Below are 18,301 nucleotides of genomic sequence, written 5' to 3' on the forward strand. Positions count from 1 at the left end.
CGAACCGGGTCGATACCACCCAGCGGGACGAACCATGGTGCGCCGATCGCCTTCGCGGCATGCTGGGGGCATGACCGCACCAGAGTGGATGCGACACGAGGGGCTGAGGTCCTGGGTCGCCGAGATGACTGATCTGTGTACGCCCGCCGACATCCATTGGTGCGACGGCTCCGACGAGGAGTACGACCGGCTGTGCCAGGAGCTGGTCGAGGCGGGGACCTTCATCCGCCTCAACCCCGAGAAGCGGCCGAACAGCTTCCTCGCGCGCAGCGACGCGAGCGATGTCGCCCGCGTCGAGGAGCGCACGTTCATCTGCTCGCGCACCGAAGAGGACGCGGGGCCCACCAACAACTGGATGGACCCCAAGGAGATGCACGAGATCCTGCGCGAGAAGTTCGCGGGGAGCATGACGGGGCGCACGATGTACGTCGTGCCGTTCAGCATGGGGCCCCTCGGGTCGCCCATCGCGCAGCTCGGCGTGCAGATCACCGACTCGCCGTACGCCGTGGTGAACATGAAGATCATGACGCGCATGGGACGAGACGCCCTGCACGAGCTCGGCACGCACGGCGAGTTCGTCCCCTGCATGCACACCGTCGGGGCGCCGCTCGCGCCGGGCGAGCAGGACGTGGCCTGGCCGTGCAACGACGAGAAGTACATCGTGCACTTCCCCGAGACGCTCGAGATCTGGTCGTACGGGTCGGGGTACGGCGGCAACGCGCTGCTGGGCAAGAAGTGCCTCGCGCTGCGCATCGCCTCGAAGATGGCCCGCGACGACGGCTGGCTCGCCGAGCACATGCTGATCCTCGGCGTCACCGACCCCGAGGGCGAGAAGACCTATGTCGCAGCGGCGTTCCCGAGTGCGTGCGGCAAGACCAACTTCGCGATGCTCGTGCCCCCGAAGAACTTCTCCGACGACGGCTGGAAGGTCACGACGGTCGGCGACGACATCGCCTGGATCAAACCGGACGACGAGGGGCGCCTGCGTGCCATCAACCCCGAAGCGGGCTACTTCGGGGTCGCGCCGGGCACGTCGTACTCCACCAACCCGAGCGCGATGGAGTCGGTGCGCTCCGACACCATCTTCACCAATGTCGCGCTCACCGACGAGGGCGACGTGTGGTGGGAGGGCATGGACGGCCCGAAGCCCGATCACCTCATCGACTGGCAGGGCAACGACTGGACGCCGGATGCCGACCGCAAGGCCGCGCACCCGAACTCCCGCTTCACGGCGCCGGCCAGCCTCAACCCCGCCCTCGACGAGGCGTGGGACGACCCGAAGGGCGTGCCCATCAAGGCGTTCGTGTTCGGCGGCCGTCGCGCCGGCACCATCCCGCTGATCACCCAGAGCTTCAACTGGGCCTACGGCGTCTACATGGCGGCCACGATGGGGTCCGAGACCACCGCCGCTGCCGCCGGCCAGCAGGGCGTCGTGCGCCGCGACCCGTTCGCGATGCTGCCGTTCGCCGGCTACCACATGGGCGACTACATCAACCACTGGCTCGCGTTCGGCCGCAAGATCCCGAACCCGCCGCGCATCTTCCAGGTCAACTGGTTCCGCCGCGACGAGCACGGCAGGTTCCTGTGGCCCGGCTTCGGCGAGAACATGCGCGTGCTGCAGTGGATCGTCGCCCGCGCCCGCGGGCGTGCGCTCGCCATCGAGAGCCCGCTGGGCTGGATGCCGCGCTACGAGGACCTGACCTGGGACGGTCTGGACTTCTCGGAGCAGGACTTCTTCAAGTGCATGGCCATCAACCGCCGCGACTGGACCAACGAGCTGCTGGACGTCGAGGAGCTCTTCATGAAGCTCTACAACCGGCTGCCGAAGGAGATGGAGATGATCCGCTCGCTCACCACGAGCGCGCTGTGGCGGTCGCCGAAGAACTGGGAGATGAACTCCGACCCGACCTGATCACCGGCGGCCCGGGCCGGGACCTTCGTCTCTGGCCCGGGAGCCGCGGTGCATCCAGCCTGGTGCCATGCAGCCGCAGGACTACTCCGCCCGGACGGCCTACCGGCCGCCGAAGCGCCTGTATGCACGGTTGAACCGGCTGATCGGCGTGCCGCTCGCACGACTGGGGTGGACGCCCTCCGACGTCGTCTCGCTCGAGGTCCGCGGACGCTCGAGCGGGCGGACGCGCTCGACGCCCGTCGTGCTCGCCCGGTACGAGGGGGCCACGTACGTCGTGTCGCTCGCGGGCGAGGCGCAGTGGGTGCGCAACGTCCGCGCCGACGGCGGGCGGGCGGTGCTCCGTCGCCGGAAGCCCGTGGAGGTGATCCTCGAGGAACTCCCCGTCGCCGAGCGGGCGCCGATCCTCGCCGCGTACCTGCACCAGTCGGCCCGCCGGGGCGGGGACGACGCCGCCGCCGGGCAGGCCCGGAACTACTTCGGGCTCGCGGGCACAGCGACCCTCGAGGACTTCGCCGCGATCGCGGACCGGTATCCCGTCTTCCGCGTGCGCCGACTCGCGTGATCTCGCCTCGGCCAGCCCATGCGCGAGCTAGGCTGAGCGAGGCGAGGACTCCCGACGCATCGGGTCACGGGGAGGAGATGATCCATGTCGCCAACACGCGTCAGTGTCGTCATCGCCACGAACCGTGGCGGGCCCTATCTTCGTGAGGCGATCGACTCGGTGAACGCGCAGACGACTCCGGTGCGCGAGGTTGTCGTCGTCGACGACGGCTCTCCGCACCCCGCGGAGCTCGGGGCCATCGGCGCCGATCTCGGAGTGCGCGTGCTGCGACAGCCATCACGAGGAGTGTCGGCTGCCCGCAACTACGGCGCACGTCATACGACAGGGGATTGGATCGCGTTCCTGGACGACGACGATGTGTGGCACCCGGAGAGGATCGCGGCACAGCTGGAGGCGGTCGATGCTGACCCGGACGCCATCGCATGCGGAGCAGGCATATGGATCATCGATCGACACGGCGAAGCGACCGGGACGTCGTGGGGTCTGCCCGCGTCGGACCGCTGTGACATGCTCCGCGGCGCGGCTCCGCTCCCGCACGTGGCGACGCTGCTGGTGAGGCGGGATGTGTTCGCCGACCTCGGCGGGTTCGACCCCTCCTTCTCCCACTCCGAAGACATCGAGTTGATGCTCCGCCTGCTTCAGGTAGGTCGCTTCGCGGCCGTCGATCGTCCGCTCATCGCCTACCGCCGTCACGACTCGAACACGTCCGGCGGCCCGCAGGACGTCTCAGGCCAGTTTCGCGCGCTGCGACACCAGATTCGCCAGTCGGCCCGGCGAGGGGACGCGGTCGCCGCGGGTCTCCTGAGAGAGAACCGCGCGCGCTTCCGCGCGGCGATCGCCGACGGCGCGGCTGCGTCGGTGCTCGCGGGACTCCGCCGAGGTCGGTGGCGCCGCTCAGCTGCCGATATGTCGCGGGGTCTGCGCTGGGCGCCGGTCGCGTTCACGCGGGCGACCGCGCGCCGCGCAACGAGGTTCGTCACGAGAGGACCGCGCTCGAGCGAGCAGGCGCCGGATCGCGGCTAGCGACTCGTCGCCACCGGACCACGATCCCGAGATCAAGCCCCCGGCTGCGACATGGCCGCCCGGAGGCGCCGAGCCACCCACTTCGCCCGTCCGATCCCGCGCTCCAGCAGTGACCGCTCCGCTCGACGCCGGAGGGAGTCCTGAAATGCTCGTCCATCCCTCGCCTTCATGATCTGATCGCCGAGGAGCTCCACGATCCCGGCCAGATTCTCCGGATCGGTGAGCGTACGCACCACCGGAGTGGCCGCCGGCCCTGAGCCGGTGAAAGCACTCGCCCGGTCGATGAGCGACTGCCGCAACGCGAGATGCCGCTGCGGGTTGGGTTCGGGAGCGTCCGGGTCGAAGTCGACATCGCCTCTCACGAACTCCTCCTGCGAGCACGTCCGCGCGAGGTCGGCGAGGCCTGCGAACCGCAGCGGATCGTAGGTCGTGGGCGCCGTGACCAGCAGCGCGGGAGTCTCGAGCGCGAGCGACGGAAGCAGGGCGTGGAGGCGTGTGGTGACCACCGCCGCAGCCGACTGGTAGAAGAGCAGGTACAGCTCTGCGAGCCGGAAGCGAGTATCGGTTGACATCTGCGGCTCGTGGTAGGTCGACACCGCGACGACACGCCGTCTCGATCGGCGACGAAGGTGCTCGAGCGCGTCCCCCGGGAGATCGACGGCGAGGATGAAGTCCTGGACGACGGCGCGAGGATCGCGCTGCAGTGTGAGCGTCAGGCATCCCGAGAAGTACGCAGCGAAGCCGTTGTCTTCGAGGAACGCCAGCGTGGCGTGATCGCGTGCGCCGACGGGACCGTGCCGCGCGAAGAACTCGCGTCCGGCGGGGCTGAGAAGCGCCTCACGCGCGTGAGGATGGTTGGAATCGAGGAACATCGAGACCAGCAGTGGGTCGATCGCACGGTCATCCGGTGGCCAGTCGACCCCGTGCAGCCACCACCCGTTCATGATGAGCTTGGTCGGTGTCGTCAGCGCGGCGCTCTGGGTGCGGATACGGTCCCGGTCGAGATACCGGTCCACGCGGGGAAGAAACTGCCGTGCGGCCAGACTCTGGATCTCGTCGCCGATGTTCCACGTCGTGTAGCGCAGCAGCGCGTAGTCGACCGCCCCGGACGCCGTCACCGGTACTCCGCGCGGGTATCCCACCCGATCGAGGTGTCGTAGAGCATCCGGTCCTGGTGCTTCAGACACAACGGCTGCAGAACGCTCCCCTGAAGTCCCATCCATCGCACCGGATACCCTGGATTGTGGCCCCACATGTCTCCGGGGACCTCGCGCAGTGCGGGCTCGTGGTAGTCGAGCAGGCGTTCGACCTCGCGCAGCCACTCGGCGGTGAGCGGCGTATGAGACTTGCCGATCAGCACGGCACCGAAGACGAGGATCCGATAGTACCGCTGCAGATGCTTCTGGAGCCGCCCCCAGGAAGGGCCCGCCCACTTGGGGTCGCTCAGCGGATGTCCCAGTAGCCAGGCATCCGAGGCGTCGAGTCGCTCGAACGCGGGCTCCCATGAACCGACCAGTGGCTTGATGTCGGAGTATCCGCCGCCGTAGTGGTGCAGGAAGTACGCCCGCAGATAGTCGGATCGGTGGTTGTACGAGAGCAGTTCGTAGGCCGGATGCAGCGGGTGCTCGGGCAGGATGAAGTCCGGCAGCCGGTCCGGTGTGATCAGCTCCACCGGGATGCCCGGGTTGACCTCGCGCATCCGTTCGAGGCCGGCCTTGCGCGCGGGCGTCAGCGGATTGTCACCGACCCAGAAACTCCAGATCTGCCGCGGCAGCTCGCTCGCGCCGCCGAGGTCGGCGGGAGGATGCCGCTCGAGGAATGTGAACGGGTAGCGGCCGTAGGAGAACTCCGACGACGACAGCCGGCTGCCGACCCAGGTCGTCATCCGGAGGCGCGCGTTGCTGAGCGCCCCGCGGATTCCCGTCCTGTCGATCCAGCGCAGCGTCGACTTGGCGGCAGACGTCAGGCTCAGCATGCGCACATGCTATCGAGCCTGCCTGTACGGGGTTTCACAATGCCCGGCTGCGAGAGCGGCCCGTTGCCGAACTGGATGCCGAGCGCGGTCAGGTAGATCTGGGCCGTGACCTCGGGCTGGGTCATGGGCGAGAATCCAGCACCGGAGCCGCCGCGATGTCGTCGTTGACGACCGCGGGTGCGCCCGATAGCTTCGGGCGCGAGGCGAGGGGGTAGATCGTGCTCGAAGCCGCACCGTGGCTGACGCTCATTCCACCCGTCGTGGCGATCGTGCTGGCGATCATCACGAAGAAGGTGATCCCGAGCCTCGGGGCGGGCGTGGTGGCCGCCGCGCTGCTGATCGCCGGGTTCGCCCCGGTGGAGACACTGCGGCTCATCTGGGAGTCGTTCGCGGTGCTCTTCTGGGACGACGGGGCGCTGAACACCTGGTACATCTACATCCTGCTGTTCATCGTGCTGCTCGGCGTCTTCGCCGCATTCATCATGATGTCGGGCGGCACCAAGGCCTTCGCGGACTGGGCCGTCCAGCGCATCCGCACCCGCCGGGGCGGTCAGATCCTGCCCGCCGTGCTCGGCATCGTCATCTTCATCGACGACTACTTCAACGCGCTCGCGGTGGGGCAGATCAGCCGCCCGGTCACGGATGCCCACCGGGTCTCGCGCGCGAAGCTCGCGTACATCGTCGACTCGACCTCGGCGCCGGTCGCCGTGCTCGCACCGTTCTCCAGCTGGGGCGCGTACATCATCGGCATCCTGGCGCCGATCGTGGCGGCATCCACCCTCGGAATCAGCACCGTCGAGGCGTTCCTCGGGGCCGCCGCCTCGAACTACTACGCGATCGCCGCGGCGCTCGCGGTGTGGCTCGTCATCCTCTTCCGCACCGACCTCGGCGCGATGCGCCGAGAGGAGCGCCGCGCCGTCGTCGAGGGCCGCCCGTTCGCCGAGGGCGAGGTCGTGCCGGGACAGCTCAGCGAAGACCTGCCGGTGCACGAAGCAGGCGCGAAGCGTGCCGTCATCATCCCCTTCGTCGCCCTGGTGCTCGGGGTGCTCGTCGGGATCGTCTGGACGGGCGTGACGGCATCCGGGTCGTGGGGTCCCGTCGACATCCTCGCGTCGACCGACACGAGCCTCGCGCTCATCTTCGGCGGCGTCGTCGGGCTCGCGTGCGCCATCTACTACTACGCGCGGTACACGGCGGCGAGCCCCGTGTTCGGCTGGCGAACGTTCGGCCGCGGCTGGCTCGGCGGCGTGAAGTCGATGCTGCCGGCGATCGGCATCCTCGTGCTCGCGTGGATGCTCGGCGGGCTCATCGACCAGCTCGGCACCGGCGAGTACCTGGGTCAGCTGGTCGAGTCCTCGAACCTGGCACCGGCCTGGCTCGTGCCGATCGTCTTCATCGTGGCCGCGGCGATGGCCTTCTCGACCGGCACTTCGTGGGGGTCCTTCGGTCTGCTGCTGCCCATCGCCGGCGGCATCATCAACGCCGTCGACGCCCCCGAGCTGCTCATGCCGGTCTTCGGCGCCGTGCTCGCCGGTGCGGTCGCGGGCGACCACAGCTCCCCGATCTCGGACACGACGATCCTGTCGGCGACCGGAGCCGGCTGCAACGTGATCACGCACGTCATCACGCAGCTGCCGATGGTCGGGATCGCCGGCGGCTCCGCCCTGATCGGCTACATCGTGCTGTCGGCGACGCAGCAGGTCTGGATCGGGCTGGTCGCCACCCTGGCGGTGCTCTCCGTGTGCGTCGTGGTCGCGCGGGTCGCGCTGCGGCCCGTCGACGCCGAGGTCACACCCGACGTCGACGCGCCGCCCGCCGGAGGCGCAGCGTAGCCCGCGTCAGCCGCGGGTCAGAACCCCTGCGCGAGGCGGTAGTAGGCCTGGTTCCAGCGCAGCTCGTGCTGGAAGCCGCGCACCGTCGTGCCCTCCTCGATGACGACGAGCTCGGTGGACGCGATGTCGGCGAAGTCACGGAACACCTCGATGCCGACCGCCGTGGTCATGACCGTGTGGTGGGCGGCGCCGGCGGCGAGCCAGCACGCAGCCGACGTGGCGAAATCGGGGGCGGGCTTCCACACCGCGCGACCCACGGGGAGCTTCGGCAGGTCCGGCGCCTCGACGTTCTCGACGACGTTCGCGGTCAGACGGAACCGGTCGCGCATGTCGCTCATCGCGACGACCAGGGCGGGACCGGGGTCGGCGGTGAAGACCAGGCGCACCGGGTCCTCCTTGCCGCCGATGCCGAGCGGGTGCACCTCGAGGCGCGGCTTCGCGGTGGTCAGCGACGGCGAGACCTCGAGCATGTGGGCGCCGAGGATCCGCTCGTTGCCGGGCACGAGGTCGTAGGTGTAGTCCTCCATGAGGCTCGCGCCGCCGGGGCGGCCCGCGCCCATGACGTTCGCGACGCGCACGAGGATCGCCGTCTTCCAGTCGCCCTCGGCGCCGAAGCCGTAGCCCTCGGCCATGAGGCGCTGGACGGCGAGGCCCGGCAGCTGCTTCAGAGCGCCGAGGTCCTCGAACGACGTGGTGAACGCGCCGAAGCCGCCCTCCTCGAGGAACGAGCGCAGGCCGAGCTCGATCGCCGCGCCGTCGCGCAGCGACTGATGGCGCTCGGCGCCGGGGAGGAGCTCGGGGGCGACATCGTACGAGTCGAGGTACTCGGCGACGAGCGCGTCGACCTCGGCATCCGTCGCCTGCTCGACGGCCTCGACGAGTTCGTTCACGCCCCACGTGTTGACCTGGACGCCGAAGCGCAGCTCGGCCTCGGTCTTGTCGCCCTCGGTGACGGCGACGTACCGCATGTTGTCGCCGAAGCGTGCGAGCTTGAGCGTGCGGGCGGCGGCCCAGCCGGCGGCGGCGCGCTGCCAGTCCTCGACCTGTGCGAGGACCACCGGGTTCGACACGTGCCCGACGACCGTCTTGCGGGCGACGCCGAGGCGGGTCTGGATGTAGCCGAACTCCCGGTCGCCGTGCGCGGCCTGGTTCAGGTTCATGAAGTCGAAGTCGATGTCGGCCCACGGCAGCTCGACGTTGGCCTGCGTGTGCAGGTGCATGAGCGGCTTCTGGAGCGCGTCGAGGCCGGCGATCCACATCTTGGCGGGGCTGAAGGTGTGCATCCACGCGATGACGCCGATGACGTCGTCGCGGCCGTTCACCTCGAGGGCGAGGCGGCGGATGCTGTCGGAGTCCTTCAGCACCGGCTTCCAGACGACCGTGACGGGCAGCCCGCCGAGGCCGTCGGCGACCGCCTGCGACTGCTCGGCGACCTGGCGGAGCGTCTCTTCGCCGTAGAGGGTCTGACTGCCGGTGACGAACCAGATCTCGTAGCCGTCGAGCGAGGTGTTGAGGGGTGTGCGGGTCATGATGGGTCCTTCGGTGTGTGTCAGAGGGCCTCGACGGCGGCGCGCTCGGCGGCGAGGCCGGCGCGGTAGCGGTCGAGGTACGAGGTGAAGCCCGCGACGTCGGCGGGGTCGGGCTCGGCGACGTCGACGGCCGCGCCCGCGAAGACGCTGTCGTCGAGATACGCCGAGAGGTCGGTGTCGGCGGCATGCTCGAGGTAGGCCGCGAGCACCGCGATGCCCCAGGCGCCGCCTTCGCTCGCGGTGTCGCCGACCGCGACCGGGGCGCCGAGCGCACCGGCGAGGAAGCGCTGCGCGACGCCGGCGGTGCGGAACATGCCGCCGTGAGCGAACATCCGGTCCAGCGCCACGCCCTCGCCGTCGAGCACGCGCATGCCGAGGGCGAGCGTCCCGAAGACGCCGTACAGCTGAGCGCGCATCACGTTGGCGAGCGTGAACCGGCTGTCGGGCGTGCGGACGAACAGCGGCCGCCCCTCCTCGAGCCCGGCGATCGGCTCGCCGGCGAGGTGGTTGTAGGCCAGCAGGCCCCCGGCATCCGCCTCTCCGGCGAGCGCTTCGCGGAAGAGGACGTCGAACACCTGATCGCCGCTGAGCTCGGCGCCGGCGGCGGCCGCGAAGCGCCCGAACATGCCGGCCCACGCGGCGAGCTCGCTGGCGCCGTTGTTGCAGTGCACCATCGCGACGGCGTCGCCCGCGGGCGTCGTGACGAGGTCGAGTTCGTGATGCGCGCTCTCGAGCGGGTGCTCGAGCACGACCATCGCGAAGATGCTCGTGCCGGCGCTGACGTTGCCGGTGCGGGGTGCCACGGCGTTCGTCGCGACCATGCCGGTGCCGGCGTCGCCCTCGGGGGGACACAGCGGGATGCCGGCGGCCAGTGCCCCCGTGGGGTCGAGCAGGCGCGCGCCCAGGGCGGTGAGTTCACCCGCCGCCTGCCCCGCCGCGAGGACCTCGGGCAGCAGGTCGCGCACGGGGCCGGTCAGCGGGCTCACCGCGACGAGGTCGTCGAAGCGACGGATCAGCTCGGCGTCGTAGTCGCACGCCTCGGAGTCGATGGGGAACATGCCGGATGCGTCGCCGACGCCGAGCACCTTCTCACCCGTCAGCTTCCAGTGCACGTACCCGGCGAGGGTCGTGAAGAACCGGATGTCGCCGACGTGCGTCTCGCCGTCGAGGATCGCCTGGTGCAGATGGGCGATCGACCAGCGCAGCGGGATGTTCACGCCGAACAGGTCGCTGAGCTCAGCCGCGGCCGGGCCGGTCGTGGAGTTCCGCCACGTGCGGAAGGGCACGAGGAGCTCGCCGGCCTCGTCGAAAGCGAGGTAGCCGTGCATCATCGCCGAGACCCCGATCGACCCGAAGGAGGTGGGACGGATGCCGTGGCGCCGCTCGGCATCGGCGACGAGGTCGGCGTAGGCGGCCTGAAGACCCGACCAGACGTCCTCGAGGGAGTATGTCCACATCCGGCCCTCGAAGCGGTTCTCCCACTCGTGGCTGCCGACGGCGAGCACCGTCGTCGGGTCGCCGGCGTCGACGAGACACGCCTTGATGCGGGTCGAGCCGAGCTCGATGCCGAGCGCGGTGCGCCCGGCGGCGATCGCGTCGGCGCTCATTCGTCGGCCTCGTCCTCGCGGCGGGCGTCGCTCGCCTGGCCGTACACGTTCTGGTAGCGGTTGTAGAGCGCGTCGATCCGCTCCTGCGGGATCGGGATGAGGGGCCCGGCCTCACGGGCGATGTGCACCGAACGCGCCGCGTCCTCGCACATCACCGCCGCCTTGACGGCATCCTTCGCATTCACGCCGATCGTGAACGGGCCGTGGTTCTGCATCAGCACCGCCCGCGAACGATGACCGCTCAGCGTCTCGACGATCCCCCGGCCGATCGAATCGTCCCCGATGATCGCGAACGGGCCGATCGGGATCGGACCGCCGAACTCATCCGCCATCCCCGTGATCACACACGGGATCTCCTCGCCCCGCGCCGCCCACGCCACCGCGTACGTCGAATGCGTGTGCACCACACCGCCGACCTCGGGCATGTTCCGGTACACGTACGCGTGCGCCGCCGTGTCGCTCGAGGGGCTGCGGTCGCTGCCGGGCGTGCCCGGGATCACGTTGCCGTCCAGATCGCACAGGATCATGTTCTCCGGCGCCAGATCGTCGTACGAGACACCCGACGGCTTGATCACGAACAGATCCGCACCCGGCACACGACCCGACACGTTCCCGCCCGTCCACACCACCAGGCCGTACCGGACCAGCTCACCGTGCAGCCGCGCGACATCGGCACGAACCCGCGCGATCGCCTCATCGAGATCGGACATCAGTCACTCCTCATGGCGACATCGGCGCCGCCCCCGTAGATGTTACCGGTAACACGCGAGGCACGCCACCCCTCGGCGGGAACGGGGATCACCGGTCAGATCGCGGCGGTCGAGGAGCGCACGACGAGATGGGCCGGGGCCGCCGGCTCGTCGGAAACCGTCGCCAGCGCGGCAGCCACGCATCGACGGGCCTCGCCCGCGATGTCGAGGCGGATCGTCGTCAGCGCGGGCCGGTAGAACGCCGCGTCGGGATTGTCGTCGAAGCCCATGATGCTCACGTCGCCCGGCACGTCGAGGCCCGCGGCGCTGAGTCCCGCGATCAGCCCCAGTGCCATCTGGTCGTTGGCGACCACGATCGCCGTCGGCCCCTCCTCGGCGGCGACCGCCGCCGCCACATCGCCCGCCGCGCCGAATCCCGACCGCGCCGACCAGTCGCCGCGCCACTCGGCGACCACGATGAGCCCGGTCTTCTCGAGCGCCGCCGCGAAGCCCGCCGCTCGCGCGGTCTCCTCGATCCAGTCACGGGCGCCGCCCAGGCGCGCGATGCGGCGATGCCCGAGCCCGGCGAGGTGCTCCACGGCGAGCGCGGCTCCCGCCGTCTGCGCCGCCGCGCCCTCTCCCCCGTGCATCGCGACGAGCGGCACGTCGAGCACGCGGCGCTCGACCGCGCTCATCGTCGGCTCGTGCGGGGCGACGAGGATCATGCCGTCGACCCCCTGCGACAGCAGATGCTCGGCCGCAGCATCCACCGAGGCGGGATCGGCGGCATCCGCGTACGCCGTCGCGATCCATCGCCCGCTCCTCCGGGCGGCCGCCTCGAGCTCCGCGATGGCCGTCGCCGGCCCGTAGAGGTCCGCGTCGCTGGCCACGACGCCGATCGTGCGGGTCGTGCGGGTTCCGAGCGATCGCGCGGCGTTGTTCACGCGGTACCCGAGCTCGGCCATCGCCGCCACGACCCGGTCGCGCGTCTCGGGCCGCACGCTCGCGGCGCCGTTGATGACGCGCGAGACGGTCTGCGTGGACACCCCGGCGGCCCGCGCGACCTCTCGCACGCCGACACGACCGCTGCTGGACATGGTGGTCACACTAGAGCACCTCTGCCACCGGGCCGCTCGGACGCGTCACCGTCAGACCCGGCTGTCGACAGGTGGGGGCGCTACGGGGTGACGATGTCGAACGCGTCGTCCCCCTTCTGCAGCACTCCGAGCAAGCTCGAGAGAACCCCCGCGTCCCCCGCGATATCGAGCCCGGCGCTGGCCGTGTCGCCGCCGAGGAGCGCCAGCATCCGCGGCTTGGTCAGCGACACCGTCGCCTGAGCGGTCGACGGATCGGCGGGCTTCTCGACGTACACGAGGACGCCGTTGTGCAGCGTCACGCGGAAGCTGCGCCCGCTGTCGGTGAACGCGAGGTCGAGGGCCAGGTCGAGGTCCCACGCCGCGGGCCCGTCGATCGAGATCGCGATGGAGTCCAGCAGCTGCTCGATGCTCAGCTGCGCGACGATGTCGGGCGCGGCGGTCTTGGTGGGCGTGCCGAAGTTGCCTTCGCGCAGCTCCGTCGCGCCGGACAGGTAGAAGTTCCGCCACGTGCCGTTCTCGGCGCCGTAGGCGAGCTGCTCGAGGGTGTCGGCGTACAGGGCGCGCGCGCCGGCGTGATCGGGCTCGGTGAAGACCGCGTGGTCGAGCAGCGTCGCGGCCCATCGGAAGTCGCCGTCGGCGAACGCGGCCTGCGCCAGGGTGAGGACCCGATCGAGACCGCCCATCGCGGCGACGTAGCGCTCCGACAGGGGCTGGGGCGGATGCGGCCACAGCCGTGCCGGATTGCCGTCGAACCAGCCCATGTAGCGCTGGTAGATCGCCTTGACGTTGTGGCTCACGCTGCCGTAGTACCCCCGCGCGTGCCACGCGTTCTCGAGGGCGGGCGGCATCGGGAAGTCCTCGGCGATCTCGGCGCCGGTCATGCCCTGGTTCAGCATCCGGAGCGTCTGATCGTGCAGGTACGCGTACAGGTCCCGCTGCAGGCCCAGGAACTCGCCGACCTCGGCACTGCCCCACGTCGGCCAGTGGTGCGACGCGAACACGACGTCGGAGCGGGCGGCGAACCGTACGATCGCCTCGGTGAGGTAGGTCGCCCACACGTGCGGGTCGCGCACGAGCGCCCCGCGCAGCGTCAGGAGGTTGTGGAGGGTGTGCGTGGCGTTCTCGGCCATGCACAGCGCGCGACGCTGCGGGAAGTAGAAGTGCATCTCGGCAGGCGCCTCGGTCCCGGGAGCCATCTGGAACTCGATCTCGACGCCGTCGAAGATGTGGGTCTCGCCGGTCGTGGTGATGTCCACGGTCGGCACGGCGATGCCGGCGTGGCCGGTCGAGGTCGTCTGGCCGAGGCCGGCGCCGACCTGCCCCTTGGGCCCCTTCTCGAGGGCGGCTCCGTACATGTAGCCCGCGCGGCGCCCCATCGCCGTGCCCGCGTACACGTTCTCGGCGACCGCCTCGGCGACGAAGTCCGCCGGCGCGACGACGGGGATGCCGCCCGTGGCCAGTTCGTCGTGGGCGGCGATGCCCGAGACCCCGCCGAAGTGGTCGAGGTGACTGTGCGTGAAGATGATGGCGGTGACGGGCCGGTCGCCGCGGTGCTCTCGGTACAGCGCCAGGGCCGCCGCGGCGGTCTCTTTCGAGATCAGCGGGTCGATGACGATGACGCCGGTGTCGCCTTCGACGAACGTGACGTTCGACAGGTCGAGGCCGCGCACCTGGTAGATGCCGTCGACCACCACGAACAGGCCGTGCCTGTGGACCAGCGACGACTGACGCCACAGGCTCGCGTTCACCGTGTCGGGGGCGTCCCCCTGGATGAGGTCGTAGGCTCCGGCATCCCACACGACATTCCCGTCCGCATCGCGGATGACCGGGTCGGCCAGGGTGCCGAGGAAGCCGCGCTCGGCGGCCGCGATGTCGCGGGTGTCGTCGAACGGGAGACGGTCACGCAGCTCTCGCTGCTGACGCACGACGGCCATGGCCGCATCGTTGCTGTCCATGATCGCGAGGATAGCCACCCCGTCGAACCCCGACGTAGGCCCTACGTCCTGCGCGCCCGGGCCCTGCGCCGCTAGCGTGACCACCATGATCAACCAGGCGATCGGCGACATCCTCCCGCTCGCGCTCGGCATCGCGATCAGCCCCATCCCGATCGTGGCGGCGATCCTCATGCTGCTCTCGCCGAAGGCGCGGGTCACGAGCGTCGGCTTCCTGCTCGGCTGGGTCGGCGGCATCGTGGTCGCCTCGACCCTGTTCACGCTGCTGTCGTCGCTGCTGCCCGAGAAGGACGCCGACGCATCGCAGCCGATACGCGCCGTGATCAAGATCGTGCTGGGCGCGCTTCTGCTGTTCCTCGCGCTCCGCCGGTGGCGCGGCCGCCCGAAGGACGGCGAGGATCCGCCGCTGCCGAAGTGGATGCAGGCGATCGACACGATCTCGTTCGGCGGCGCCCTGGGCCTCGGGTTCCTCCTGTCGGCGGTCAACCCGAAGAACCTCATCCTCGCCGCGGGCGCGGGGCTCGTGATCGGCGGCGCCGGACTGTCCGTCGGCGAAGCCGCGGTCGTGATCGCGGTCTTCACGATCATCGCCGCGCTCACGGTCGCCGTCCCGGTGATCGGCTATCTGATCGCCGCCGACCGCCTGCGCGACCCGCTCGACCACCTGCGCGGCTGGCTCGTGCACCAGAACGCGACCATCATGGCGGTGCTCCTCGCCGTCATCGGCGTCGTGCTGATCGGCAAGGGGATCGCCGGCTTCTGAACCGCGGCGGCTCAGGCCTTGAGGTCGGGGAAGTCCGCCTCGCGGAACTCGGTCGCGATGCGCTCGCCGACGAGCTGCTCCTCGCGCTCGCGCAGCTCGACGCGGCGGATCTTGCCCGAGATGGTCTTGGGCAGGTCGAAGAACTCCACGCGCCGAACGCGCATGTACGGCGGCATGTGCTCGCGGGCGTGGGCCAGGATGCTGCGCGCGGTCGCGGCATCCGCCTCGGCGCCGCCGGCGAGGTGCACGTACGCCTTCACGACGTTCAGCCGCACGTCGTCCGGCGCGCCCACGACGCCCGCCTCGGCGACCGCCGGGTGCTCGAGCAGGATCGACTCGACCTCGAAGGGCGACACCTTGAAGTCGCTCGCCTTGAAGACGTCGTCGGTGCGGCCGACGAACGTGAGGAAGCCCCCGGCGTCCCGGCTCGCGACATCGCTCGTGTGGTAGTACCCGTCGTGGTCGACCTTGGCCGTCCGCTCGGGCTCGCCCAGGTAGCCGGTCATGAGGTTGAGCGGGCGCTCGGGCGACGTCGGGAGGCAGATCTCGCCCTCGTCCGCCTCGCCCCCGGTGATCGGGTCGATGAGGACGATGTCGACGCCCGGGAGCGCACGCCCCATCGACCCCGGCTTGAGCGGAACGCCCGGGGTGTTGCCGATGACCGCGGTGAGCTCGGTCTGGCCGTAGCCGTCGCGGATCTGGATGCCCCACCAGCGCTCGATCGTGGCGATCACCTCGGGGTTCAGCGGCTCGCCCGCCGACAGCAGCTCGCGCATGCCGGACGGCTTGCGCTCGAGGTCGGCCTGGATCAGCATCCGCCACACCGTCGGGGGCGCGCAGAACGTGCTGACGCCGGCTCGGTCGAGCTGGTCGACGAGGGCGACCGCGTCGAAGCGCCGGTAGTTGTAGACGACGACGGTGGCCTCGGCGATCCACGGAGCGAAGAACAGGCTCCACGCGTGCTTGCCCCAGCCGGGCGCGCTGATGGTCATGTGCACGTCGCCGGGTCGCACGCCGATCCAGTACATGGTCGACAGGTGCCCCACCGGGTAGGACAGATGGGTGTGCTCGACCATCTTCGGCCGCGATGTCGTGCCGCTGGTGAAGTAGACGATCGAGGCGTCCGTCGAGTCGACCACGACGCCGGGGGCGGCCTCGGACGCGTCCTCGGCGTCCGCGAACGTGTTCCACCCGTCGCGGTCCGCGCCGACGACGACGCGCACCATGTCGCGGTCGAACGCGTCGAACTTCGCCGCATCCGTCCCGTCGGCGATGACCGCGCGCACGTCGGCGCGCTCGAGCCGCTCGGCGAGGTCCTCGGGAGAGAGCACGACCGACGTCGGCAGGATCACCGCTCCGATCTTCATGATCGCGAGCATCGCCTCCCACAGTTCCACACGGTTGTCGATCATGAGCATGACCGGGTCGCCGCGACGGACCCCCGCCGCGACGAGCCAGTTCGCGACCTGGTTCGAGCGGCGCCGCATCTGGTCGAACGTGCGACGGGCCTCGCTGCCGTCCTCCTCGATCACGCGCAGCGCGACGGTGTCGTTGCCCTCGGCGACGGCGTCGAACCAGTCGACGGCCCAGTTGAAGTGGTCGCCGACATCGGGCCACGAGAACGCGGCGCGCGCCGCCTGGGGGTCTCGGGAATGGGCGAGCAGGGTGTCCCGGGCCTCGCGGAACGCGAGACCGGCGGCGGCGTAGGGCATGGCGACTTCGTTCTTCGGTGACGTATCCGCCGGCGCTCGCGGCGAGGTCCGGACGTCCCGCCAGTCTAGAAGCGGCGCGTGCCGTGCCCGGCATGGGTCGCGACCGCTGCGCGGGCTCCCCGCGGCTACGCCGCCTCGATGACGCCCATCATCCCGAGGTCCTCGTGGTCGAGGATGTGGCAGTGGTAGACGGTGCGCCCGGGGAACGCGTCGAACGCGATGCGCACCGTGACCGCCGATCCCGCGCGAACGTCGACGACGTCGCGCACGTCGACACCGGCCACCTCCTCGCCGTCCTGCCGCAGCACCTGCATGGGCCAGATGTGCAGGTGGAACGGATGGTCCATCGGCGACGTGTTGACGATGGTCCACTCCTCGACCGTCCCGATCGCCACGGCCTGGTCGACGCGGCCGGGGGCGAACTCGCGGCCGTCGATGAGGAACCGCATGCCCGCGCCCCCGCCCATCCCCATCGTCATGGTGAGCGAGCGCGTCCCGTCGATCGCGACATCGCGCAGGTCCGTCCAGGCCGTCGGCGAGACCGGGGAGATCGCCGGAGCGGATGCCGCCGCGTCCGGCTGCATCGTCAGCACGACCACCTCCGGCGACGCGGTCGACCGGCCGCCCATCATCCCCTGGCCCATCCGGCCGCGGTCGTACTCGGCGGCGATCAGGTCGGTCGCCGCCTCGGGCATCGTGAGCACCAGATCGGCGCGGTTGCCCGGGGCGAGCAGGATCCCCTCGGTCGCCGCGGGCTCGTCCCAGCGTGCGGAGTCCATGCCGCGCACCGTCGCTCCGAGGCCGGTCGTCCGCAGATCGAGGTAGCGGCTCGCGCACGCGTTGACGACGAGGAGCCGCTGCTCCTCGCCCGCCGGTCCGCGCAGCGTAGGCGCCGGCTGTCCGTTGACCAGAAGCGTCTCGCCGGTGCGGCCGAGCATCCGGTCGGCACCCGTCACGCCCGCGACCTCGCCGCCCGAGAAGGTGACGTCCGAGACGACGAGCACGCGCGGGGGCGACACCGACCAGTCCTCGTCGTCGACGACGATCGCGCCGTAGAGCCCGGCGAACAGCTGATCGGCCACCATGCCGTGATGGTGCGGGTGATACCAGAAGACCCCGGCCGGATGGTCGTCGGGCAGCGCGATCTCGTAGTCGAACGTCTCGCCCGGGCCGATGTTCAGGAACGGGTTGTCGCTGTTGCCGTCGGCCGAGACGTACAGTCCGTGCGTGTGGAGGTTGGTGGGCTCGTCGAGCCGGTTCTCGCAGCGGATGCGCAGCGTGTCGCCCGGCCGCATGTGCAGCGTCGGGCCGGGCACGGTCCCGTTGTACGTCATCATGCGGACAGTCGCGCCGGCCACGACCACGTCGGCCTCCGCCACGGTGAGGTCGAGGTCGAGCACGCCGTCGGCCGATGTGAGCACGACCGGCTCACTCCACGCCGCCTGATCCGGTGATCCGGACGCCGTCGGAGCCGCGGCACCCTCGTCGCCTGCCCCGGGCACGCGCGACGTCAGCCCCGCGACCGCCCAGCCGACGCCGCCCAGCACCACGGCTCCGGCGCCCACCGAGCCGAGAACGAGCGCCTGACGACGTGTGATGCCTGAAGGACTCATCGGCTCCGCTCGCATACTCCAGGGGGGTATTCCGT

At 70.5% G+C, this 18,301-nt stretch carries 15 protein-coding genes; 5 read left to right on the forward strand and 10 right to left on the reverse strand.

All coding sequences use genetic code 11. The features are described from left to right. The first annotated feature begins 70 nt into the window (after positions 1 to 70). The 3 genes from HD594_RS01690 (at position 71) to HD594_RS01700 (ending at position 3,497) form a co-directional block, all read left to right on the forward strand. Positions 71 to 1,912 (forward strand): phosphoenolpyruvate carboxykinase (GTP), encoded by a 1,842-nt coding sequence (locus tag HD594_RS01690; protein WP_184749286.1) that lies wholly within the window; start codon positions 71 to 73, stop codon positions 1,910 to 1,912. Between the two features lie 67 nt (positions 1,913 to 1,979). Continuing rightward, positions 1,980 to 2,474, forward strand: coding sequence for a nitroreductase/quinone reductase family protein (locus HD594_RS01695; RefSeq protein ID WP_184749287.1), 495 nt, complete (start codon positions 1,980 to 1,982; stop codon positions 2,472 to 2,474). Positions 2,475 to 2,558: 84 nt separating this feature from the next. Beyond that, complete coding sequence (locus HD594_RS01700) at positions 2,559 to 3,497, forward strand: glycosyltransferase family 2 protein (RefSeq protein ID WP_184749288.1); 939 nt, start codon at positions 2,559 to 2,561, stop codon at positions 3,495 to 3,497. A gap of 32 nt (positions 3,498 to 3,529) precedes the next feature. Here the strand turns inward: HD594_RS01700 and HD594_RS01705 are convergent, their stop codons facing one another. The 3 genes from HD594_RS01705 to HD594_RS17605 are packed head-to-tail and all read right to left on the reverse strand — an operon-like array spanning position 3,530 to position 5,597. Next, complete coding sequence (locus tag HD594_RS01705; RefSeq protein ID WP_184749289.1) at positions 3,530 to 4,615, reverse strand: polysaccharide pyruvyl transferase family protein; 1,086 nt, start codon at positions 4,613 to 4,615, stop codon at positions 3,530 to 3,532. Beyond that, positions 4,612 to 5,472 carry a glycosyltransferase family 32 protein gene (locus tag HD594_RS01710; RefSeq protein WP_184749290.1) on the reverse strand — a complete coding sequence of 287 codons (861 nt, stop codon included), beginning with the start codon at positions 5,470 to 5,472 and terminating at the stop codon, positions 4,612 to 4,614. The genes HD594_RS01705 and HD594_RS01710 overlap by 4 nt, the downstream gene beginning before the upstream one ends. Next, positions 5,466 to 5,597 carry a hypothetical protein gene (locus tag HD594_RS17605; protein WP_271171248.1) on the reverse strand — a complete coding sequence of 44 codons (132 nt, stop codon included), beginning with the start codon at positions 5,595 to 5,597 and terminating at the stop codon, positions 5,466 to 5,468. The genes HD594_RS01710 and HD594_RS17605 overlap by 7 nt, the downstream gene beginning before the upstream one ends. Positions 5,598 to 5,690: 93 nt before the next feature. Here HD594_RS17605 and HD594_RS01715 point away from each other — a divergent pair, with 93 nt between their 5' ends. Then, positions 5,691 to 7,304, forward strand: coding sequence for a Na+/H+ antiporter NhaC family protein (locus HD594_RS01715; protein WP_184749291.1), 1,614 nt, complete (start codon positions 5,691 to 5,693; stop codon positions 7,302 to 7,304). Positions 7,305 to 7,321: 17 nt separating this feature from the next. On the opposite strand, the gene araA is transcribed toward HD594_RS01715, so the two are convergent. The 5 genes from araA to HD594_RS01740 form a co-directional block, all read right to left on the reverse strand. Further along, on the reverse strand, positions 7,322 to 8,833 hold the full coding sequence (gene araA / locus HD594_RS01720) for an L-arabinose isomerase (protein WP_184749292.1): 1,512 nt from the start codon (positions 8,831 to 8,833) through the stop codon (positions 7,322 to 7,324). 20 nt (positions 8,834 to 8,853) lie between these two features. Beyond that, complete coding sequence (locus HD594_RS01725) at positions 8,854 to 10,440, reverse strand: xylulokinase (RefSeq protein WP_184749293.1); 1,587 nt, start codon at positions 10,438 to 10,440, stop codon at positions 8,854 to 8,856. Then, on the reverse strand, positions 10,437 to 11,150 hold the full coding sequence (locus tag HD594_RS01730; protein WP_184749294.1) for an L-ribulose-5-phosphate 4-epimerase: 714 nt from the start codon (positions 11,148 to 11,150) through the stop codon (positions 10,437 to 10,439). The genes HD594_RS01725 and HD594_RS01730 overlap by 4 nt, the downstream gene beginning before the upstream one ends. A gap of 95 nt (positions 11,151 to 11,245) precedes the next feature. Further along, complete coding sequence (locus HD594_RS01735; protein ID WP_184749295.1) at positions 11,246 to 12,226, reverse strand: LacI family DNA-binding transcriptional regulator; 981 nt, start codon at positions 12,224 to 12,226, stop codon at positions 11,246 to 11,248. Between the two features lie 80 nt (positions 12,227 to 12,306). Beyond that, positions 12,307 to 14,181 carry an alkyl/aryl-sulfatase gene (locus HD594_RS01740; RefSeq protein ID WP_184749296.1) on the reverse strand — a complete coding sequence of 625 codons (1,875 nt, stop codon included), beginning with the start codon at positions 14,179 to 14,181 and terminating at the stop codon, positions 12,307 to 12,309. An 85-nt stretch (positions 14,182 to 14,266) separates the two neighbouring features. On the opposite strand from HD594_RS01740, the gene HD594_RS01745 reads away from it, so the two are divergent. Continuing rightward, on the forward strand, positions 14,267 to 14,941 hold the full coding sequence (locus HD594_RS01745; RefSeq protein WP_221446524.1) for a GAP family protein: 675 nt from the start codon (positions 14,267 to 14,269) through the stop codon (positions 14,939 to 14,941). Between the two features lie 11 nt (positions 14,942 to 14,952). On the opposite strand, the gene HD594_RS01750 is transcribed toward HD594_RS01745, so the two are convergent. Continuing rightward, a complete protein-coding gene (locus HD594_RS01750) occupies positions 14,953 to 16,653 on the reverse strand; it encodes an AMP-binding protein (protein ID WP_184749297.1) in 1,701 nt (566 codons plus the stop codon). A 125-nt stretch (positions 16,654 to 16,778) separates the two neighbouring features. Beyond that, positions 16,779 to 18,266, reverse strand: coding sequence for a multicopper oxidase family protein (locus HD594_RS01755; RefSeq protein ID WP_184749298.1), 1,488 nt, complete (start codon positions 18,264 to 18,266; stop codon positions 16,779 to 16,781). Positions 18,267 to 18,301 lie beyond the last annotated feature (35 nt).

The organism is Microbacterium thalassium (assembly GCF_014208045.1).
In the GTDB taxonomy this organism is placed as follows: Bacteria; Actinomycetota; Actinomycetes; order Actinomycetales; family Microbacteriaceae; genus Microbacterium; species Microbacterium thalassium.

What these genes read in the sequence shown, in the direction of transcription:
- araA (WP_184749292.1), bottom strand. Translation starts at nt 8,833, where the DNA reads ATGACCCGCACACCCCTCAACACCTCGCTCGACGGCTACGAGATCTGG.
- HD594_RS01735 (WP_184749295.1), bottom strand. Translation starts at nt 12,226, where the DNA reads ATGTCCAGCAGCGGTCGTGTCGGCGTGCGAGAGGTCGCGCGGGCCGCC.
- HD594_RS01695 (WP_184749287.1), top strand. Translation starts at nt 1,980, where the DNA reads ATGCAGCCGCAGGACTACTCCGCCCGGACGGCCTACCGGCCGCCGAAG.
- HD594_RS17605 (WP_271171248.1), bottom strand. Translation starts at nt 5,597, where the DNA reads ATGACCCAGCCCGAGGTCACGGCCCAGATCTACCTGACCGCGCTCGGC.
- HD594_RS01725 (WP_184749293.1), bottom strand. Translation starts at nt 10,440, where the DNA reads ATGAGCGCCGACGCGATCGCCGCCGGGCGCACCGCGCTCGGCATCGAG.
- HD594_RS01710 (WP_184749290.1), bottom strand. Translation starts at nt 5,472, where the DNA reads ATGCTGAGCCTGACGTCTGCCGCCAAGTCGACGCTGCGCTGGATCGAC.
- HD594_RS01750 (WP_184749297.1), bottom strand. Translation starts at nt 16,653, where the DNA reads ATGCCCTACGCCGCCGCCGGTCTCGCGTTCCGCGAGGCCCGGGACACC.
- HD594_RS01740 (WP_184749296.1), bottom strand. Translation starts at nt 14,181, where the DNA reads ATGGACAGCAACGATGCGGCCATGGCCGTCGTGCGTCAGCAGCGAGAG.
- HD594_RS01700 (WP_184749288.1), top strand. Translation starts at nt 2,559, where the DNA reads ATGTCGCCAACACGCGTCAGTGTCGTCATCGCCACGAACCGTGGCGGG.
- HD594_RS01745 (WP_221446524.1), top strand. Translation starts at nt 14,267, where the DNA reads ATGATCAACCAGGCGATCGGCGACATCCTCCCGCTCGCGCTCGGCATC.
- HD594_RS01730 (WP_184749294.1), bottom strand. Translation starts at nt 11,150, where the DNA reads ATGTCCGATCTCGATGAGGCGATCGCGCGGGTTCGTGCCGATGTCGCG.
- HD594_RS01690 (WP_184749286.1), top strand. Translation starts at nt 71, where the DNA reads ATGACCGCACCAGAGTGGATGCGACACGAGGGGCTGAGGTCCTGGGTC.
- HD594_RS01755 (WP_184749298.1), bottom strand. Translation starts at nt 18,266, where the DNA reads ATGAGTCCTTCAGGCATCACACGTCGTCAGGCGCTCGTTCTCGGCTCG.